The organism is Leifsonia sp. Root227, assembly GCF_001428745.1.
Classification (GTDB): domain Bacteria; phylum Actinomycetota; class Actinomycetes; order Actinomycetales; family Microbacteriaceae; genus Leifsonia.
Genome location: NZ_LMIO01000002.1, coordinates 902,460 through 917,928, shown reverse-complemented (window position 1 = coordinate 917,928; position 15,469 = coordinate 902,460). Strand labels below are relative to the sequence as shown.

Here is a 15,469-nt window from a genome sequence, read left to right as displayed (position 1 = left end):
TGTCCGAGGGAATGAGCCGGAATGATAGCCGGTTACGAGTGGAAGGAAACGAGGTAGATATGTCAGACATCCTGATCGACCGCCCCGAACTCGAGAGCCTTGGGCAATACGAGTTCGGCTGGGCGGACTCCGACACGGCGGGGCAGTCCGCGCGTCGAGGGATCTCGCCTGAGGTGGTGACCGATATCTCCGCGCTCAAGAACGAGCCGGACTGGATGCGCGAGCGTCGCCTCAAGGCGCTGCAGCTCTTCGAGCGCAAGCCGATGCCCACCTGGGGCGCCGATCTCTCCGAGATCGACTTCGACAACATCAAGTACTTCGTGCGGTCCACGGAGAAGCAGGCCCAGACCTGGGAAGACCTGCCGGAGGACATCCGCAACACGTACGAGAAGCTCGGCATCCCCGAGGCGGAGCGTCAGCGCCTCGTCGCCGGCGTGGCTGCTCAGTACGAGTCGGAGGTCGTCTACCACCAGATCCGCGAGGACCTGGAGCAGCAGGGCGTCATCTTCCTCGACACCGACACCGCGCTCAAGCAGTACCCCGAGATCTTCCAGGAGTACTTCGGAACGGTGATCCCGGCAGGCGACAACAAGTTCGCCGCGCTGAACACAGCCGTGTGGTCCGGCGGCTCGTTCGTCTACGTCCCGAAGGGCGTGCACGTCGAGATCCCGCTGCAGGCATACTTCCGCATCAACACGGAGAACATGGGGCAGTTCGAGCGCACGCTGATCATCGCGGACGAGGACAGCTACGTGCACTACATCGAGGGCTGCACGGCTCCGATCTACAAGTCCGACTCTCTGCACTCCGCCGTGGTCGAGATCATCGTCAAGAAGAACGCCCGCGTGCGCTACACGACCATCCAGAACTGGTCGAACAACGTGTACAACCTCGTCACCAAGCGCGCGACGGCGGCCGAGGGCGCGACCATGGAGTGGATCGACGGCAACATCGGCTCCAAGGTCACGATGAAGTACCCGTCGATCTACCTGATGGGGGAGCACGCCAAGGGCGAGACCCTGTCCGTCGCGTTCGCCGGCCCGGGCCAGCACCAGGACGCCGGCGCGAAGATGATCCACATGGCGCCGTACACGCAGTCGTCGATCGTCTCCAAGTCGATCGCGCGCGGCGGTGGCCGCGCAGGCTACCGCGGTGAAGTGCGCGTGGATGCGAACGCGCACCACGCGGCCAACACGGTGCGCTGCGACGCTCTCCTGGTCGACTCGATCTCCCGCTCCGACACATACCCGGCGATCGACATCCGTGTCGACGACGTGCAGCTCGGGCACGAGGCGACCGTGTCGCGCGTGAGCGAGGAGCAGCTGTTCTACCTGATGTCCCGCGGTCTCCCTGAGGACGAAGCCATGGCGATGATCGTGCGCGGCTTCATCGAACCGATCGCCAGGGAGCTCCCGATGGAATACGCACTCGAACTCAACAAGCTCATCGAGATGGGCATGGAAGGCTCTGTCGGCTAAATGACCACCGCCACCCCGAAGACCATCGAAACCGCGGGAACGGCAGCGCCGAAGCACATGCGCAGCGCTGTGCCCGTTCAGACCCGCTCCGACCGTTTCAAGTCCACCGTCGTCTCCGAGTTCCCGGATGTCACCGGCCGCGAGGCCGTCTGGAAGTACACGCCGGTCGCCCGCCTCGCCGAGCTCATCTCCGGCGAGCTGGACGGCGCGCCGTACATGTTCGACGCGACCGTCGCATCCGGTGTCAGCACCGAATGGGTCGGCCGTGACGACGCGCGTATCGGCAGTGCGGGCACGCCGGAGGACCGGGCGTCCGCGAACGCCTGGACCGCCTTCCAGCAGGCTCTCGTCATCTCCGTCACCGGGGACGACGACAAGGAGTTCACCCTCACCCGCTCCGCGCTCGGCAGCGGTCCCCGTGCGGCGCACACCGTCGTCGTGGCCGCGCCGAACAGCCGTGCGACGCTCATCCTGCAGAACAGCGGGGCGGCGCACCTCACTGAGAACGTCGAGTTCGTCCTCGGCGACGGCGCGCACCTCACGGTCGTGACCGTGCAGGAGTGGGACGACGACGCGCTCCACGTCGCGACCCACTTCGCCAGCATCGGCAAGGACGCGCTTCTCAAGCACGTCGCAGTGACGCTCGGCGGCGGGGTCGTCCGGCTCAACCCGTCCGCGCACCTCGCGGGCGAGCGCGCGGACGCCGAGCTCTACGGCGCGTACTTCGCCGACGCAGGCCAGCACCTCGAGCAGCAGGTGTACGTCTTCCACGACGCCCCGGCCACCCGCAGTCGCGTCACATACAAGGGCGCACTGCAGGGCGTCGGAGCGCGCACGGTGTGGATCGGCGACGTGCTGATCGGCCCGAAGGCCGTCGGCACGGACACCTACGAGCAGAACCGCAACCTGGTGCTCACGGACGGCGCCCGCGCCGACTCCGTGCCCAACCTGGAGATCGAGACAGGCGACATCGTCGGGGCAGGCCACGCGAGCGCGACAGGCCGATTCGACGACGAGCAGCTCTTCTACCTGCAGTCCCGCGGGATCACGGAGGACGAGGCGCGCCGCCTGGTCGTCCGCGGCTTCCTCGCGGAGATCGTGCAGCAGATCGGCTCGCCTGCACTGCAGGAGCGCCTGCACGCGGCCATCGAGGCCGAGCTCGAGTCCGTCGTCACGGTGGGGAGCTGATGGGCACGCGCGTCTGCTCCGCCGACGAGCTGGTGGTCGACCAGGCCACCCGCGTCGTCGTCGAAGGCACCCCCATCGCCGTCGTCAAAGACTCGGCAGGAGCGATCCACGCCATCGGCGACACCTGCACGCACGGCGAGATCTCGCTGTCCGAGGGTTTCGTCGAGGGCGAGACGCTCGAGTGCTGGGCGCACGGCTCGCAATTCTCCCTCCTCACCGGAAAGCCCATGAACCTACCGGCGTACGAGCCGGTCCCCGTCTACCAGGTCGAGCTCATCGACGGTGACGTCTACATCGACCCGAACGCAACGAAAGAGATTTAGTCCATGTCAGTCCTTGAGATCCGCGACCTGCACGTCACCGTCGAGACGGAGCAGGGCGTCAAGCCCATCCTGAACGGCGTCGACCTGACCATCCGCGAGGGCGAGATCCACGCGATCATGGGCCCGAACGGCTCTGGCAAGTCCACCCTCGCGTACACGATCGCCGGGCACCCGAAGTACACCGTCACCGGTGGCACCATCACGCTCGACGGCGAGGACGTCCTCGCGATGACCGTGGACGAGCGCGCCCGCGCCGGCCTGTTCCTCGCCATGCAGTACCCGGTGGAGATCCCCGGGGTGACCAACACCAACTTCCTGCGCACCGCGAAGACCGCCATCGACGGCGAGGCGCCCTCGATCCGCTCCTGGGTCAAGGATGTCCGCGAGTCGATGGGAAAGCTCCGCATGGACTCGTCCTTCGCAGAGCGCAACGTCAACGAGGGCTTCTCCGGTGGAGAGAAGAAGCGCAACGAGATCCTCCAGCTCGAGCTCCTGAAGCCGAAGTTCGCGGTGCTCGACGAGACCGACTCCGGCCTCGACGTCGATGCGCTGAAGGTCGTCTCCGAGGGCGTCAACCGTGCCAAGGAGAACACCGGACTCGGCATCCTCCTCATCACGCACTACACGCGCATCCTGCGCTACATCAAGCCGGACTTCGTGCACGTCTTCGTCGCCGGCCGCGTGGCGGAGCAGGGCGGCCCAGAGCTGGCCGACCGGCTCGAGGAAGAGGGCTACGACCGCTTCGTGGACGCTCCGGAGCCGGCCAAGGCCGACGCCGCTGAGCTGACAGAGGCGTAGGCTTCCGGTATGCCCGCCACGCTGAGCCCCGCGCTCTTCGACCAGGTCGAAGAGGCGCTGAAGAACGTCATGGACCCCGAACTCGGGATCAACGTCGTCGACCTCGGCCTCATCTACGACCTGGCCTGGGACGACGAGAACAACGCCCTCATCATCTCGATGACGCTGACGAGCGCCGGCTGCCCACTCACCGATGTGCTCGAAGAGCAGACGGCTGAGAGCCTGGACGGCATCGTCGAGGCGTTCCGCATCAACTGGGTGTGGATGCCGCCGTGGGGTCCGGAGCGGATCACCGACGACGGGCGCGACATGATGCGCGCGCTCGGCTTCGCCATCTAGACACACACTGTGCGAGTGGTCCCGGACCGCCGCGAGCCCCGGCTCGTGCGCGGTCCGGGACCACTGGCGTGAACACGACACTTTACGAACGAATGGATTGACTGTGCTTGCCGTGCAAGACCTCGAGCTCCGAGTCGGAGCCCGGTTGCTCATGGAGAACGTGAGCTTCCGTGTCGCGCCCGGCGACAAGATCGGTCTCGTCGGCCGAAACGGAGCAGGGAAGACCACCCTCACCAAGGTGCTGGCCGGCGACCTGCTGCCCAACGGCGGCAAGGTGGACCGCACGGAGGAGCTCGGCTATCTGCCGCAGGACCCGCGCTCCGGCAACCTGGAAGACCTGGCTCGCACCCGCATCCTGGATGCTCGTGGCCTCGGCTCGATCGTCCTCGGCATGCAGCAGGCGACCGTCGACATGGCGAGCACGGACGAGAAGGTCTCCGCCGCCGCCATGAAGAAGTACGGCACGTTGGAGGAGCGCTTCCACATGCTGGGCGGCTACGCGGCCGAGGCGGAGGCCGCATCCATCGCGAGCAACCTCAACCTGCCCGATCGCATCCTCGACCAGCCGCTGAAGACCCTCTCCGGTGGTCAGCGCCGCCGCATCGAGCTCGCGCGCATCCTGTTCTCCGACGCGCGCACGATGATCCTCGACGAGCCCACCAACCACCTCGACGCCGACTCGGTGATCTGGCTGCGGGAGTTCCTCAAGAACTACACCGGCGGCTTCATCGTGATCTCGCACGACGTGGAGCTGGTCGGGGAGACCGTCAACCGCGTCTTCTATCTGGATGCGAACCGCCAGGTCATCGACATCTACAACATGGGCTGGAAGCACTACCAGCGCCAGCGCGCCGCCGACGAGGAGCGCCGCAAGAAGGAGCGCGCCAACGCCGAGAAGAAGGCGGGCGTGCTGCAGTTGCAGGCGGCCAAGTTCGGTGCGAAGGCGAGCAAGGCGGCCGCGGCCCACCAGATGGTGGCCCGCGCGGAGAAGCTGCTGGCCGGCCTCGAGGACGTGCGCGCCGTCGACCGCGTCGCCAAGCTGCGTTTCCCGACCCCAGCGCCCTGCGGCCGCACGCCGCTGCAGGCGAGCGACCTGTCCAAGAGCTACGGCTCGCTGGAGATCTTCACCGCCGTCGACCTCGCGATCGACCGCGGCTCCAAGGTGGTCGTGCTCGGCCTCAACGGTGCGGGCAAGACCACGCTGCTCCGGATGCTCGCCGGGGTCGACAAGCCGGACACCGGCCAGGTGGAGCCCGGCCACGGCCTCCGCATCGGCTACTACGCGCAGGAGCACGAGACGATCGACGTCGAGCGCTCCGTGCTGCAGAACATGATGTCGGCGTCACCGAACCTGGCAGAGACCGAGGCGCGCCGCGTGCTCGGCTCGTTCCTGTTCACCGGCGACGACTCGCACAAGCCTGCCGGGGTCCTCTCCGGCGGCGAGAAGACGCGTCTCGCCCTGGCGATGATCGTGGTCTCCGGCGCCAACGTGCTGCTGCTCGACGAGCCGACCAACAACCTGGACCCCGCGAGCCGCGAGGAGATCCTGGATGCGCTGGCGCACTACGAGGGTGCCGTCGTCCTGGTCAGCCACGACGAGGGCGCAGTCGAGGCTCTGAACCCGGAGCGCGTCCTCATCCTGCCCGACGGCGTCGAGGACCACTGGAACAAGGACTACCTGGAACTGATCTCGCTGGCCTAGCGGCCGCGTGCGCTCTGCGTGCTGAGTGCGGGTTCTCCCGCGCTCAGCGCGCGGCGTCGATCAGCTCGTCCTCCACGTCGGAGTCCGTGCGCTTCAGCGCGCGCTTCCGCTGCCGCTCCGCGGCCTTGGCCTGCTCTTCGGGGGTGTGCTCGTTGCGCTTGCGGTACTCCGTGAGCAGCGCGTAGCCGAGGCCGAAGAACCCGATCAGGGCGAAGATGATCCACTGGATCATGTACGACCAGTGGAGGCCCTCATCCTGGGTGGGAGGGTCGGTCACGGTGGGCGTCGGCGTGGAGGCCGGAGACGGCTTCTGCGAGTCGAGCAGGCCGTACGCGCCGGTGTACACGTCGTCCGTGTCGAGCTTCGACTTCACAACGGAGAGCTGGATGGTGCCGACCTGACGGCCGATCGCCGTGCGGCCCGGAATGGACGGCTCGCTGGCTTTGAGGCGCGCGACGACGGTGACCGTTCCGGACGGTGCGGCGGGAACGTGGTCTGGCGCATCCGTGGTGTTGCCCGTCGGCACCCACCCGCGGTCGACGATGAACAGCGCGCCGTCCGCCGTGCGCAGCGGGGTGAGCACTTCGAAGCCTGGGCTGCCGTTGAACGGCCGGTTGCGCACCAGGAGTTCCTGGTCCTTCTCGTAGGTGCCGGTGACCTGAACGCGCGTCCATTCCTGGCCGGGCTGGTACGCGGTGAGGTCGGAGAGCTCGTCGGTGAGCGGGACGGGCTTCGAGTAGAAGTTGTCCGAGATGAGCGCGTTCGCGGCCGCGGCCTCTTTGCTGCGGGCGAGCTGCCACGCGGACAGGCAGCCGCAGGCGATCGCGAAGGCGACGGCGAACGCCAGGTAGCCGAGCCAGCGCCGGGAGAACGCGAAGCGCCAGCTGCCGTTGTCCCTGCCCGCCTCTGTGGCGGTGTCCCTGCCGGCGCCGCTGCCGCTCACGCCGTCGTCCTCTCGGACACGGGATGTACGCTCAGCGGGAAGTCGCGGGCGCCCAAGAACTCTCTCAGGAAGTCGACGTGCTCGTCGCAGGCGAGCCAGACTTTCACGCGGTCCTCCGTGTGGATCTTCGGGTTGCGCCACTCGATGCGCCAGGACGCCTGCTCGCGACAGTTCGCTCGCGAGCAGGTCAGTGGTTCCGGTTCACCGAAGCCGATCACTCGTCCGTGTCCTTCGTGTCGTCGCGGGGTCCCGCCGGTGGCGGAGGGGTCATGGGAAGGATATTCCCCGGACGCTGAACTTCCGCTCGACGAGGGTCGGTGGAGACGTTAGCGACGACGACGGCGAAGTACGGGAGGAAGATGGCGCCGATGAGGGGGATGATCGCCCACCAGCCCGGCACGAACAGGATCGCGAAGATGCAGAGCACACGGATTCCCATGGCGACCGAATACTTGATCATCCGGTGTCGTCGCTCTTCGTCGGGTGAGAGCGGAAGATTCGTGATCGACTGGTGTGGCTGCTTCATGTGCGTTGGTCCAAGACTACGTCCATAAACTGGTGATCGTTTCTATTGAGAGGAAAATGCATGACTACCCAGCGCACCGTGCTCGTCACAGGAGGAAACCGCGGAATCGGCTACGCCATCGCGGAGGAGTTCCTGGCCCAGGGCCACAGGGTCGCCGTCACGGCGCGCTCGGGCGAGGGCCCTGACGGTGCGCTCACCGTGCGCGCCGACGTCACAGACGCCGCGGCGGTGGACGCGGCGTTCACGGAGATCGAGGAGAAGCTCGGCCCTGTCGAGGTGGTCGTCGCCAACGCGGGGATCACCCGCGACACCCTCCTGATGCGCATGACGGACGAGGACTTCGACACGGTGGTCGACACGAACCTCGGCGGCTCGTTCCGTGTCGTGAAGCGCGCATCCAAGGGGATGCTCAAGGCCAGGTTCGGCCGCATCGTGTTCATCTCCAGCGTTGTCGGCCTCTACGGCAGCGCCGGCCAGGTCAACTACGCAGCCTCCAAGGCCGGGCTGGTCGGCATGGCACGCTCGATCACCCGCGAGCTCGGAGCGCGAGGGATCACTGCGAACGTGGTGTCTCCCGGCTTCATCGAGACCGACATGACGGCCGCCCTGCCGGAGACCCAGCAGGCCGAGTACAAGCGCAACATCCCCGCTGCGCGCTTCGCAACGGCGAACGAGGTCGCGAAGGTCGTGGCGTGGGTCGCCGGCGATGACGCCGGCTACATCTCCGGCGCCGTCATCCCCGTCGACGGCGGCCTCGGCATGGGGCACTGAGCCCGCCGCGGTCAGCCGCGCAGCCCCAGCAGGGGAAGCACCTGGGAGAGGTCCTGGCGGTCGATCACCACGTCGGCTTCGGCGCGCACCTTCGGCTTCGCGTTGAACGCGATCGCCAGGCCGGCGACCGCCATCATCCGCAGGTCGTTCGCGCCGTCGCCGATCGCGACCGTCCGGGCCAGCGGGATGTCCGCCTGATCCGCCCAGGCGCGGAGTGCGGCGGCCTTGGCCTCCGCATCCACGACCCCGCCTGTCACGGCTCCGGTGAGGACGCCGTCGACGACCTCGAGCCGGTTGGCGCGCCAGTGGTCGAGGCCGAGGCGTTCGCCGAGCGGGTCGAGGGTTTCGTGGAAGCCGCCGGAGACGACGCCGACGACGCCGCCCGCGGCGTGTACGCCCGCGATCAGCTCTGGCACGCCATCGGTGACCGTGATGCGCTCTCCGACGCGTGAGAACACGGACGAGGGGAGTCCGGCGAGGGTCTTCACCCGCTCGCGCAGGCTCTGCTCGAAGTCGAGCTCTCCGCGCATCGCGCGCTCGGTGACCTCCGCAACCTCCTGGCGAGCGCCTGCCTCCTCTGCCAGCAGCTCGATCACCTCGTCGTGGATGAGGGTCGAGTCGGCGTCGAGGACGACAAGGAAGCGCGGGGCGCTGCGTGGTGCGGTGGAACGGGATGCTGTTCGGTGGTCACTGCCGGTCATGGAACGACGTGCACTCCCTTGCCGACCACGGTGAGACCGGAGTCGGTGACGGTGAAGCCTCGTGCGCGGTCGCGCTCCGGGTCGACGCCGATGGATGCGCCCTCCGCGACCACCACGTCCTTGTCCAGGATCGCGCGGCCGACGAACGCGTTGGCGCCGATCACCGCGCGCTCGAACACGACGGAGTCGACCACCTTGGCGCCGGAGTCCACCTTCGCCCACGGTCCGAGGACGCTGCGCTCCAGGTGTGCGCCGGAGATCACGGAGCCGAGCGACACGATCGAGTCGATGGTCGTGCCGAGCGCTCCGCGGCCGTCACGGACGATCTTCGCCGGGGGAGAGTTCAGCACCTGGCTGAAGATCGGCCACTCGCGGTTGTACAGGTTGAACACCGGAAGGGCGGAGATGAGGTCCTGGTGGGCTTCGAAGAACGAGTCGATCGTTCCCACATCCCGCCAGTAGTACCGGTCGCGGTCGGTCGAGCCCGGCACGTCGTTGCGGTTGAAGTCGTAAACAGCGGCCTCGTCGCGCGACACGAAGTCCGGAATGATGTCGCCGCCCATGTCGTGGTTGGAGTCAGGGCGGTCGCCGTCGCGCACGACGGCGTCGATCAGGGCGTCGGCGTCGAAGACGTAGTTGCCCATGGATGCGAGCACCTCGTCCGGCGAGTCAGGCAGCCCGATCGGGTCACTCGGCTTTTCTCTGAACGCGCTGATGCGGTCTGCCCGTTCCGGGTCGACCTCGATCACGCCGAACTGGTCGGCGAGACCGATCGGCTGCCGGATCGCCGCCACGGTCGCCGGTGCGCCGGAGGCGATGTGGGCCTCGATCATCTGGCCGAAGTCCATCCGGTATACGTGGTCTGCTCCGACGACGACCACGATGTCGGGCTTCTCGTCGCGCAGCAGGTTGAGGCTCTGCAGGATGGCGTCGGCCGATCCACTGAACCAGCGCTTGCCCAGGCGCTGTTGCGCAGGCACGGACGCGATGTACGAGTTGAGCATGCCGTCGAGGCGCCAGGTCTGCGAGACGTGACGGTCGAGGCTGTGCGACTTGTACTGCGTCAGCACGACGATCTGGCGCAACTGCGAATTGATGAGGTTCGAGAGCGCGAAGTCGATGAGGCGGTACTGTCCGCCGAACGGAACGGCCGGCTTCGCGCGGTCGGCCGTCAACGGCATCAACCGCTTCCCTTCGCCACCCGCGAGAACAATGCCGAAGATCTTCTTGCCTGCCATGCCACCACAGTAGAGGCAACATGCGACCTGTACTAGCGTTCACGACATGCGCGTTGATCTTCTGACCCGGGAATACCCGCCGGACATCTATGGCGGAGCCGGTGTCCACGTGACCGAGCTGGTGCGCGCGCTGCGCGCGGACACCGAGGTGCAGGTGCGCTGTTTCGGCGAGCCGCGCGACGAGGCGGACGTGCACGCATACCGCGTGCCGCATGAACTCGCTGGAGCGAATGCCGCGATCAGTACACTCGGGGTCGACCTGCAGATGGCGCAGGACTGCGGGGGAGCCGACCTGGTGCACTCGCACACCTGGTACGCGAACGGCGCCGGCCACGTCGCGAAACTGCTGCACGGCATCCCGCACGTCGTCACCGCGCACAGCCTGGAGCCGCTGCGCCCGTGGAAGGCCGAGCAGCTCGGCGGCGGATACCGCGTGTCGAGCTGGGCGGAGAAGACGGCGTTCGAGGGCGCGGACCGCGTCATCGCGGTGAGCGAGGGGATGCGTCGCGACATCCTCGCCGCGTACCCCGCCCTCGACCCGGAGAAGGTGACCGTGATCTACAACGGCATCGACCTGGAGCGCTGGCGCCCGCTCGACGACCAGGAGCGCGCGCGGGCGCTCGGCATCGACCCCGACCGACCTGCCGTGATCTTCGTCGGCAGGATCACCAGGCAGAAGGGTCTGCCGTACCTGCTGCGCGCTGCCAGGCTCCTGCCGCAAGAGGTCCAGGTCATCCTCTGCGCAGGGGCTCCGGACACGCCGGAGATCATGGCGGAGGTGACGCGTGGCGTCGAGCAGCTCCAGGAGGAGCGCGACGGCGTGGTGTGGATCGACAGGCTGCTGTCACAGGAGGAGCTGCGGGTGGCGCTGACCGCATCCACTGTCTTCGTCTGCCCGTCCATCTACGAGCCGCTCGGGATCGTGAACCTGGAGGCGATGGCCTGCGGGCTGCCCGTCGTCGGCACGGCGACAGGAGGCATCCCCGAGGTGATCGTGGACGGCGTCACCGGCAGGCTCGTGCCCATCGCCCAGGCGACGGACGGCACAGGAACGCCGACCGATCCGGATGCGTTCGTCGCCGACCTGGCCGCCGCGCTGACCGAGGTGGTCGGCGACGGGGAGCGTGCTGCGCTGATGGGCAGCGCCGGCCGGTTGCGGGCGGAGACGGCGTTCAGCTGGGAGTCGATCGCGGAGCAGACTCGGGAGCTGTACCGGTCCGTCACAGCCTGACGCCGCCGCTAGGCTAGAGGGTATGTCCAGCGTTCTCCAGCTTCACGATGTGTCCGTTGTCCGCGACGGGAATACGGTTCTCGACTCGGTGAACTGGACGGTGGAGCCAGACGAACGCTGGGTGGTCCTCGGACCGAACGGCGCAGGCAAGACCACGCTCCTGCAGATCGCCGCCGCTGCGCTGCACCCCACCTCCGGTGAGGCGGAAGTGCTCGGCGAGCCCATCGGCCACAGCGACCTGTCCGAGCTGCGCCCGCGGCTCGGCTTTGCGTCGAGCGCCCTCGCCAGGCGCATCCCGCGCAACGAGACAGTGCTCGACGTCGTGATGACGGCGGCGTACGCGGTCACGGGCCGGTGGAACGAGGAGTACGAGGAGATCGACGAGCGTCGCGCCCGCCGCGTGCTCGGCGAGTGGAACCTCGACCACCTGGCCGAGCGCTCCTTCGGCAGCCTGAGCGACGGCGAGCAGAAGCGCGTCCAGATCGCCCGCTCGGTGATGACGGACCCGGAGATCCTGCTGCTCGACGAGCCGGCGGCGAGCCTCGACCTCGGCGGCCGTGAGGAGCTGTTGCAGCTGCTCGGCGGATACGCCAGCGACGCCGACTCGCCCGCCATCGTCATGGTGACGCATCACGTCGAGGAGATCCCCCTCGGCTTCAACAGGGCCCTGCTGCTCGCGAACGGCGCTGTCGCCGCCCAGGGCACCCTCGACGAGGTCATCACCGCGGAGCGCCTCAGCGAGACGTTCGGTGTGGATGTCGACCTCACCGAGCAGGACGGTCGCTACGCCGTCCGGGCGCGTCGCGGCACCGCGGACTGAACATCTGCTAAACTCGATAGCTGGCCCACCAGCCGACATACTTTCCGCCCTGTGCTTCCACGCACGGGCACGACCGACAAATCACTACGCAACAAGGAAGTCCTGATGAAGACTGACATCCACCCCGACTACGCTCCGGTGGTTTTCCGCGACCTGGCCTCGGGTGCGACGTTCCTCACGCGCTCGACCGTGACGAGCGAGAAGACGATCGAGTGGGAAGACGGCACCGTCTACCCGGTGATCGACGTTGAGATCTCCTCGGAGTCGCACCCGTTCTACACGGGCAAGCAGCGCATCATGGACTCGGCCGGTCGCGTCGAGAAGTTCAACTCGCGTTACAAGAACTTCGGCAAGTAAGACTGCCAACGATAAAGGCCCCGACCGTTCTGGTCGGGGCCTTCGTCGTTGGCGCCGCATCCGGGCGGCGCCAACGCGGATCAGTACGTGTACGTGGACGGGTTCGCGGCGATGATCGCGACGATCGCGATCGTGAAGATGATGCCGATCACGATCTCGGCGAAGCCGATGATGACGGCGGCGATGGCGAGGCCGCGGCCCTGCTCGCCGGTCTTCTTGATCTGGGAGAGGGCGACGAAGCCCAGGATGATGCCGACGATGTTCACGAAGAACGCCAGGATGAAGGCCACAATGGCCATGGTGTTGTAGCCGCGAGCTGCAGGGGCGCCCTGGTACGGCTGCTGGTACTGCGGCTGCTGCTGGGGCGGAAGGGGCTGTGGGTTGAGGTCTGAATCGCTCATACCCGTTATGTTACCGGTCAGCAGATTCTAAGCCAACCGACAGAAATACACACTTATGCATGGATCTCAGCGCAGCGGCCAGTCGCCGGACGTCGTGAAGTGCGGGTCGCGCACGCGGCGCATGTACTCCTGGAAGTCGGCGGCCTGCTCGCGGCACCAGTCCACCTGCATCCTGTGCAGCTCCGCCGCCTCGAAGGCGAGGGCTTCGGTGTGCACCCTGGCGAGCGCCTGCGCCACCCGGCCGGCCGCGATGGCGTCCGCGCCCGCATCGTGCGCGTCCGTGAGGTCGACGCCGTAGTAGGTCGCCGTGACCTCGAGCGTGCGCTTGCCTCTGCGGTACTTGTCCACGGCCTTGTCGATGACGAGAGGGTCGACGATGGGGCCGGGGGAGACGAGCGGGGCGACGCTGTGGCGACGCGCTTCGCGGTCGAGCAGCGTGAAGTCGTACGGCGCGTTGTATGCCACGACCGGGATGCCGCGGCTGAACAGGTCTCGAAGCGCCTCCACGATCTGCGCGGTGGCTGCTGAGGCGTGCATCCCGTTGCTGCGCGCGTGTTCGGTGGTGATGCCGTGCACCGCTGTGGCCCCGGCGGGAATCTCGACGCCGGGGTCGACGAGCCAGTCCTGTCGCTGCACGATCGTGCCGGTCTGGTCGAGAAGGCCGACATGCGCCGTGACGATGCGCGCCGACTCCACGTCGATGCCGGTGGTCTCCAGATCGAAGACGCCCAATTCCTGATGCCACTCACTCATGGAATCAGCGTATGAGCGACCACTGTCAGCCCGGGGACCGACACGGCGAACCACGGATGCGCCCGGCCGGCTCCCAGCCGGGCGAGCGCGTCAGTTGTGCCGAGGCTCGATGTGCAGCCAGTAGAAGTTCTGCGTCCCCAGGGTCAGCGTGAAGCGGCCGTCCTCGGCGACGGTCGGGAACTCCGCACCGCCGAACAGGTCGTAGAGGGTCGCGCCGGCGAACTCAGGCGCCTCCAGCGAGACGGAGACCGGGTTGTGCGCGAACGAGAACACGCACAGCACGTCTTCCGGCTGGTCGCCGAAGTGCGTGCCGCTGCCCTCGTAGGAGCGCACGAACGCGAGCACCGACTCGTGGTTGGTCTGCAGCACACGGATCGTGCCGAGGCCGAACACCGGATGCGCCTTGCGCACGTGGATGACGTTGCGGATCCAGTGCAGCAGCGAGCGCGACTGGGCGAGCTGCGCCTCCACGTTGACCTGGTTGTAGTGGTAGACCAGGGACTGGACCACGGGCAGGAACAGCTTGCCGGGGTCGGCGGTGGAGAACCCGGCGTTGCGGTCGGGCGTCCACTGCATGGGCGTACGCGAGCTGTCGCGGTCGGGGAGCCAGATGTTGTCGCCCATCCCGATCTCGTCGCCGTAGTAGAGGAACGGGCTGCCCGGTAGGGAGAACAGGAGCGCGTGCGCGAGTTCGAGCTCCGCACGTGAGTTGTCGAGCAGCGGCGCGAGGCGGCGGCGGATGCCGATGTTGGCGCGCATCCGTGGGTCGTATGCGTACCAGCCGTACATCGCCTGACGGTACTCCTCGCTCACCATCTCGAGCGTGAGCTCGTCGTGGTTGCGCAGGAACACGCCCCAGGCGGAGCCGTCAGGAACGTCCAGGGTCTCGGACAGCACTCGCACGAGCTCGGCGGACTGCTGTGAGCGCAGCGCGTAGAAGATGCGCGGCATGACGGGGAAGTCGAAGGCCATGTGGCACTCCGGCTCGTCCTCCGTGCCGAAGAATGCGGCGACCTCGCGCGGCCACTGGTTCGCCTCGGCGACCATCATGCGGCCGGGGTACTCGCGGTCGACCATCTCGCGGAGCTTCTTGATGAACTCGTGCGTCTTCGGCTCGCCCTCACCGTTGCCCTCGTCGGACTCGTAGAGGTATGGGATCGCATCCAGCCGGAAGCCGTCGACGCCGAGGTCGAGCCAGAACCGCACGATCTCGAACATCGCATCGTGCACGGCCGGGTTCTCGAAGTTGAGGTCGGGCTGGTGCGAGAAGAAGCGGTGGAAGTAGTACTGGCGGCGCGCCTCGTCGAAGGCCCAGTTGGAGTCCTCCGTGTCGACGAAGATGATGCGGATGTCCGGCCACTTTTCGTCGGTGTCGTTCCAGACGTAGAAGTCGCCGTACGGCCCCTCCGGGTCGGAGCGGGACTGCTGGAACCACTCGTGCTGGTCGGACGTGTGGTTCATCGGCAGGTCGATGATGATGCGCATGTTGCGCTCGTGCGCCTTGGTCACGAGGTCGCGGAACTCGTCGATCGTGCCGAACTCCGGCAGGATCGCGCGGAAGTCGGACACGTCGTATCCGCCGTCGCGCAACGGGGACTGGAAGAACGGAGGGAGCCAGAGCGCGTCGATCCCGAGCCACTGCAGGTAGTCGAGCTTGGAGGTGAGCCCGGCGAGGTCGCCGGAGCCGTCGCCGTTGCTGTCGACGAACGATCGCACCATCACTTCGTAGAAGACGGACCGGCGATACCACTGCGGATCCAGGGTGAGCCCGGGCAGCGTGATGGGCGCAGTGAAACTCACGGTTCTCCTTCCGGCGCGAAGCCGATGCAAGCGATTACAACCAGTCGAGTCTAGGTGCACGCGCTGGTGCTCTGTCCAGTCCTGGCAGCACATTGCCGGA

At 67.2% G+C, this 15,469-nt stretch carries 18 protein-coding genes; 10 read left to right on the top strand and 8 right to left on the bottom strand.

Annotation, left to right across the window (positions count from 1 at the left end; genetic code table 11):
* Positions 1–59 precede the first annotated feature (59 nt).
* From sufB to ASE16_RS09315, 6 genes are all read left to right on the top strand, one after another.
* Positions 60–1,478, top strand: a complete 1,419-nt coding sequence (gene sufB / locus ASE16_RS09340) for a Fe-S cluster assembly protein SufB (RefSeq protein WP_055893981.1) — start codon at positions 60–62, stop codon at positions 1,476–1,478.
* Positions 1,479–2,666, top strand: a complete 1,188-nt coding sequence (gene sufD, locus ASE16_RS09335) for a Fe-S cluster assembly protein SufD (RefSeq protein ID WP_055893979.1) — start codon at positions 1,479–1,481, stop codon at positions 2,664–2,666.
* Positions 2,666–2,989 carry a non-heme iron oxygenase ferredoxin subunit gene (locus ASE16_RS09330; protein ID WP_402850037.1) on the top strand — a complete coding sequence of 108 codons (324 nt, stop codon included), beginning with the start codon at positions 2,666–2,668 and terminating at the stop codon, positions 2,987–2,989. The genes sufD and ASE16_RS09330 overlap by 1 nt, the downstream gene beginning before the upstream one ends.
* 3 nt (positions 2,990–2,992) lie before the next feature.
* Positions 2,993–3,787: a Fe-S cluster assembly ATPase SufC gene (gene sufC, locus ASE16_RS09325; protein ID WP_055893976.1), complete on the top strand. Its 795-nt coding sequence runs from the start codon at positions 2,993–2,995 to the stop codon at positions 3,785–3,787.
* Positions 3,788–3,796: 9 nt separating this feature from the next.
* Entirely contained in the window at positions 3,797–4,126 is a 330-nt protein-coding gene (locus ASE16_RS09320) for a metal-sulfur cluster assembly factor (RefSeq protein WP_055893974.1), read from the top strand.
* Between the two features lie 103 nt (positions 4,127–4,229).
* A complete protein-coding gene (locus ASE16_RS09315; RefSeq protein WP_055893972.1) occupies positions 4,230–5,828 on the top strand; it encodes an ABC-F family ATP-binding cassette domain-containing protein in 1,599 nt (532 codons plus the stop codon).
* Positions 5,829–5,871: 43 nt separating this feature from the next.
* On the opposite strand, the gene ASE16_RS09310 is transcribed toward ASE16_RS09315, so the two are convergent.
* Genes ASE16_RS09310 through ASE16_RS09300 form a run of 3 tightly spaced genes read right to left on the bottom strand, consistent with a single transcriptional unit; the run spans position 5,872 to position 7,297 of the window.
* Positions 5,872–6,771 carry an SURF1 family protein gene (locus ASE16_RS09310; protein ID WP_055893969.1) on the bottom strand — a complete coding sequence of 300 codons (900 nt, stop codon included), beginning with the start codon at positions 6,769–6,771 and terminating at the stop codon, positions 5,872–5,874.
* Entirely contained in the window at positions 6,768–6,989 is a 222-nt protein-coding gene (locus ASE16_RS09305) for a hypothetical protein (RefSeq protein ID WP_055893966.1), read from the bottom strand. The genes ASE16_RS09310 and ASE16_RS09305 overlap by 4 nt, the downstream gene beginning before the upstream one ends.
* Positions 6,986–7,297 carry a DUF3099 domain-containing protein gene (locus tag ASE16_RS09300; protein ID WP_082581325.1) on the bottom strand — a complete coding sequence of 104 codons (312 nt, stop codon included), beginning with the start codon at positions 7,295–7,297 and terminating at the stop codon, positions 6,986–6,988. Before ASE16_RS09300 ends, ASE16_RS09305 begins: the two co-directional genes overlap by 4 nt.
* A gap of 60 nt (positions 7,298–7,357) precedes the next feature.
* Here ASE16_RS09300 and fabG point away from each other — a divergent pair, with 60 nt between their 5' ends.
* Positions 7,358–8,068: a 3-oxoacyl-ACP reductase FabG gene (gene fabG, locus ASE16_RS09295; protein WP_055893962.1), complete on the top strand. Its 711-nt coding sequence runs from the start codon at positions 7,358–7,360 to the stop codon at positions 8,066–8,068.
* Positions 8,069–8,079: 11 nt separating this feature from the next.
* On the opposite strand, the gene serB is transcribed toward fabG, so the two are convergent.
* Both serB and glgC read right to left on the bottom strand, forming a co-directional pair.
* Positions 8,080–8,769 (bottom strand): phosphoserine phosphatase SerB, encoded by a 690-nt coding sequence (gene serB / locus ASE16_RS09290; RefSeq protein WP_055893960.1) that lies wholly within the window; start codon positions 8,767–8,769, stop codon positions 8,080–8,082.
* On the bottom strand, positions 8,766–10,007 hold the full coding sequence (glgC, locus tag ASE16_RS09285) for a glucose-1-phosphate adenylyltransferase (RefSeq protein ID WP_055893958.1): 1,242 nt from the start codon (positions 10,005–10,007) through the stop codon (positions 8,766–8,768). Before glgC ends, serB begins: the two co-directional genes overlap by 4 nt.
* A gap of 46 nt (positions 10,008–10,053) precedes the next feature.
* Here glgC and glgA point away from each other — a divergent pair, with 46 nt between their 5' ends.
* From glgA to ASE16_RS09270, 3 genes are all read left to right on the top strand, one after another.
* Positions 10,054–11,238, top strand: a complete 1,185-nt coding sequence (glgA, locus tag ASE16_RS09280) for a glycogen synthase (protein WP_055893955.1) — start codon at positions 10,054–10,056, stop codon at positions 11,236–11,238.
* Positions 11,239–11,260: 22 nt separating this feature from the next.
* On the top strand, positions 11,261–12,058 hold the full coding sequence (locus tag ASE16_RS09275) for an ABC transporter ATP-binding protein (RefSeq protein WP_055893952.1): 798 nt from the start codon (positions 11,261–11,263) through the stop codon (positions 12,056–12,058).
* Between the two features lie 105 nt (positions 12,059–12,163).
* On the top strand, positions 12,164–12,415 hold the full coding sequence (locus ASE16_RS09270) for a type B 50S ribosomal protein L31 (RefSeq protein WP_055893950.1): 252 nt from the start codon (positions 12,164–12,166) through the stop codon (positions 12,413–12,415).
* Positions 12,416–12,495: 80 nt separating this feature from the next.
* Here the strand turns inward: ASE16_RS09270 and ASE16_RS09265 are convergent, their stop codons facing one another.
* The 3 genes from ASE16_RS09265 to treS form a co-directional block, all read right to left on the bottom strand.
* On the bottom strand, positions 12,496–12,816 hold the full coding sequence (locus ASE16_RS09265; protein WP_055893948.1) for a DUF4190 domain-containing protein: 321 nt from the start codon (positions 12,814–12,816) through the stop codon (positions 12,496–12,498).
* Between the two features lie 66 nt (positions 12,817–12,882).
* A complete protein-coding gene (locus tag ASE16_RS09260) occupies positions 12,883–13,569 on the bottom strand; it encodes a 3'-5' exonuclease (protein WP_055893946.1) in 687 nt (228 codons plus the stop codon).
* 90 nt (positions 13,570–13,659) lie between these two features.
* Positions 13,660–15,369, bottom strand: a complete 1,710-nt coding sequence (gene treS, locus ASE16_RS09255) for a maltose alpha-D-glucosyltransferase (protein ID WP_055893944.1) — start codon at positions 15,367–15,369, stop codon at positions 13,660–13,662.
* Between the last annotated feature and the right edge of the window lie 100 nt (positions 15,370–15,469).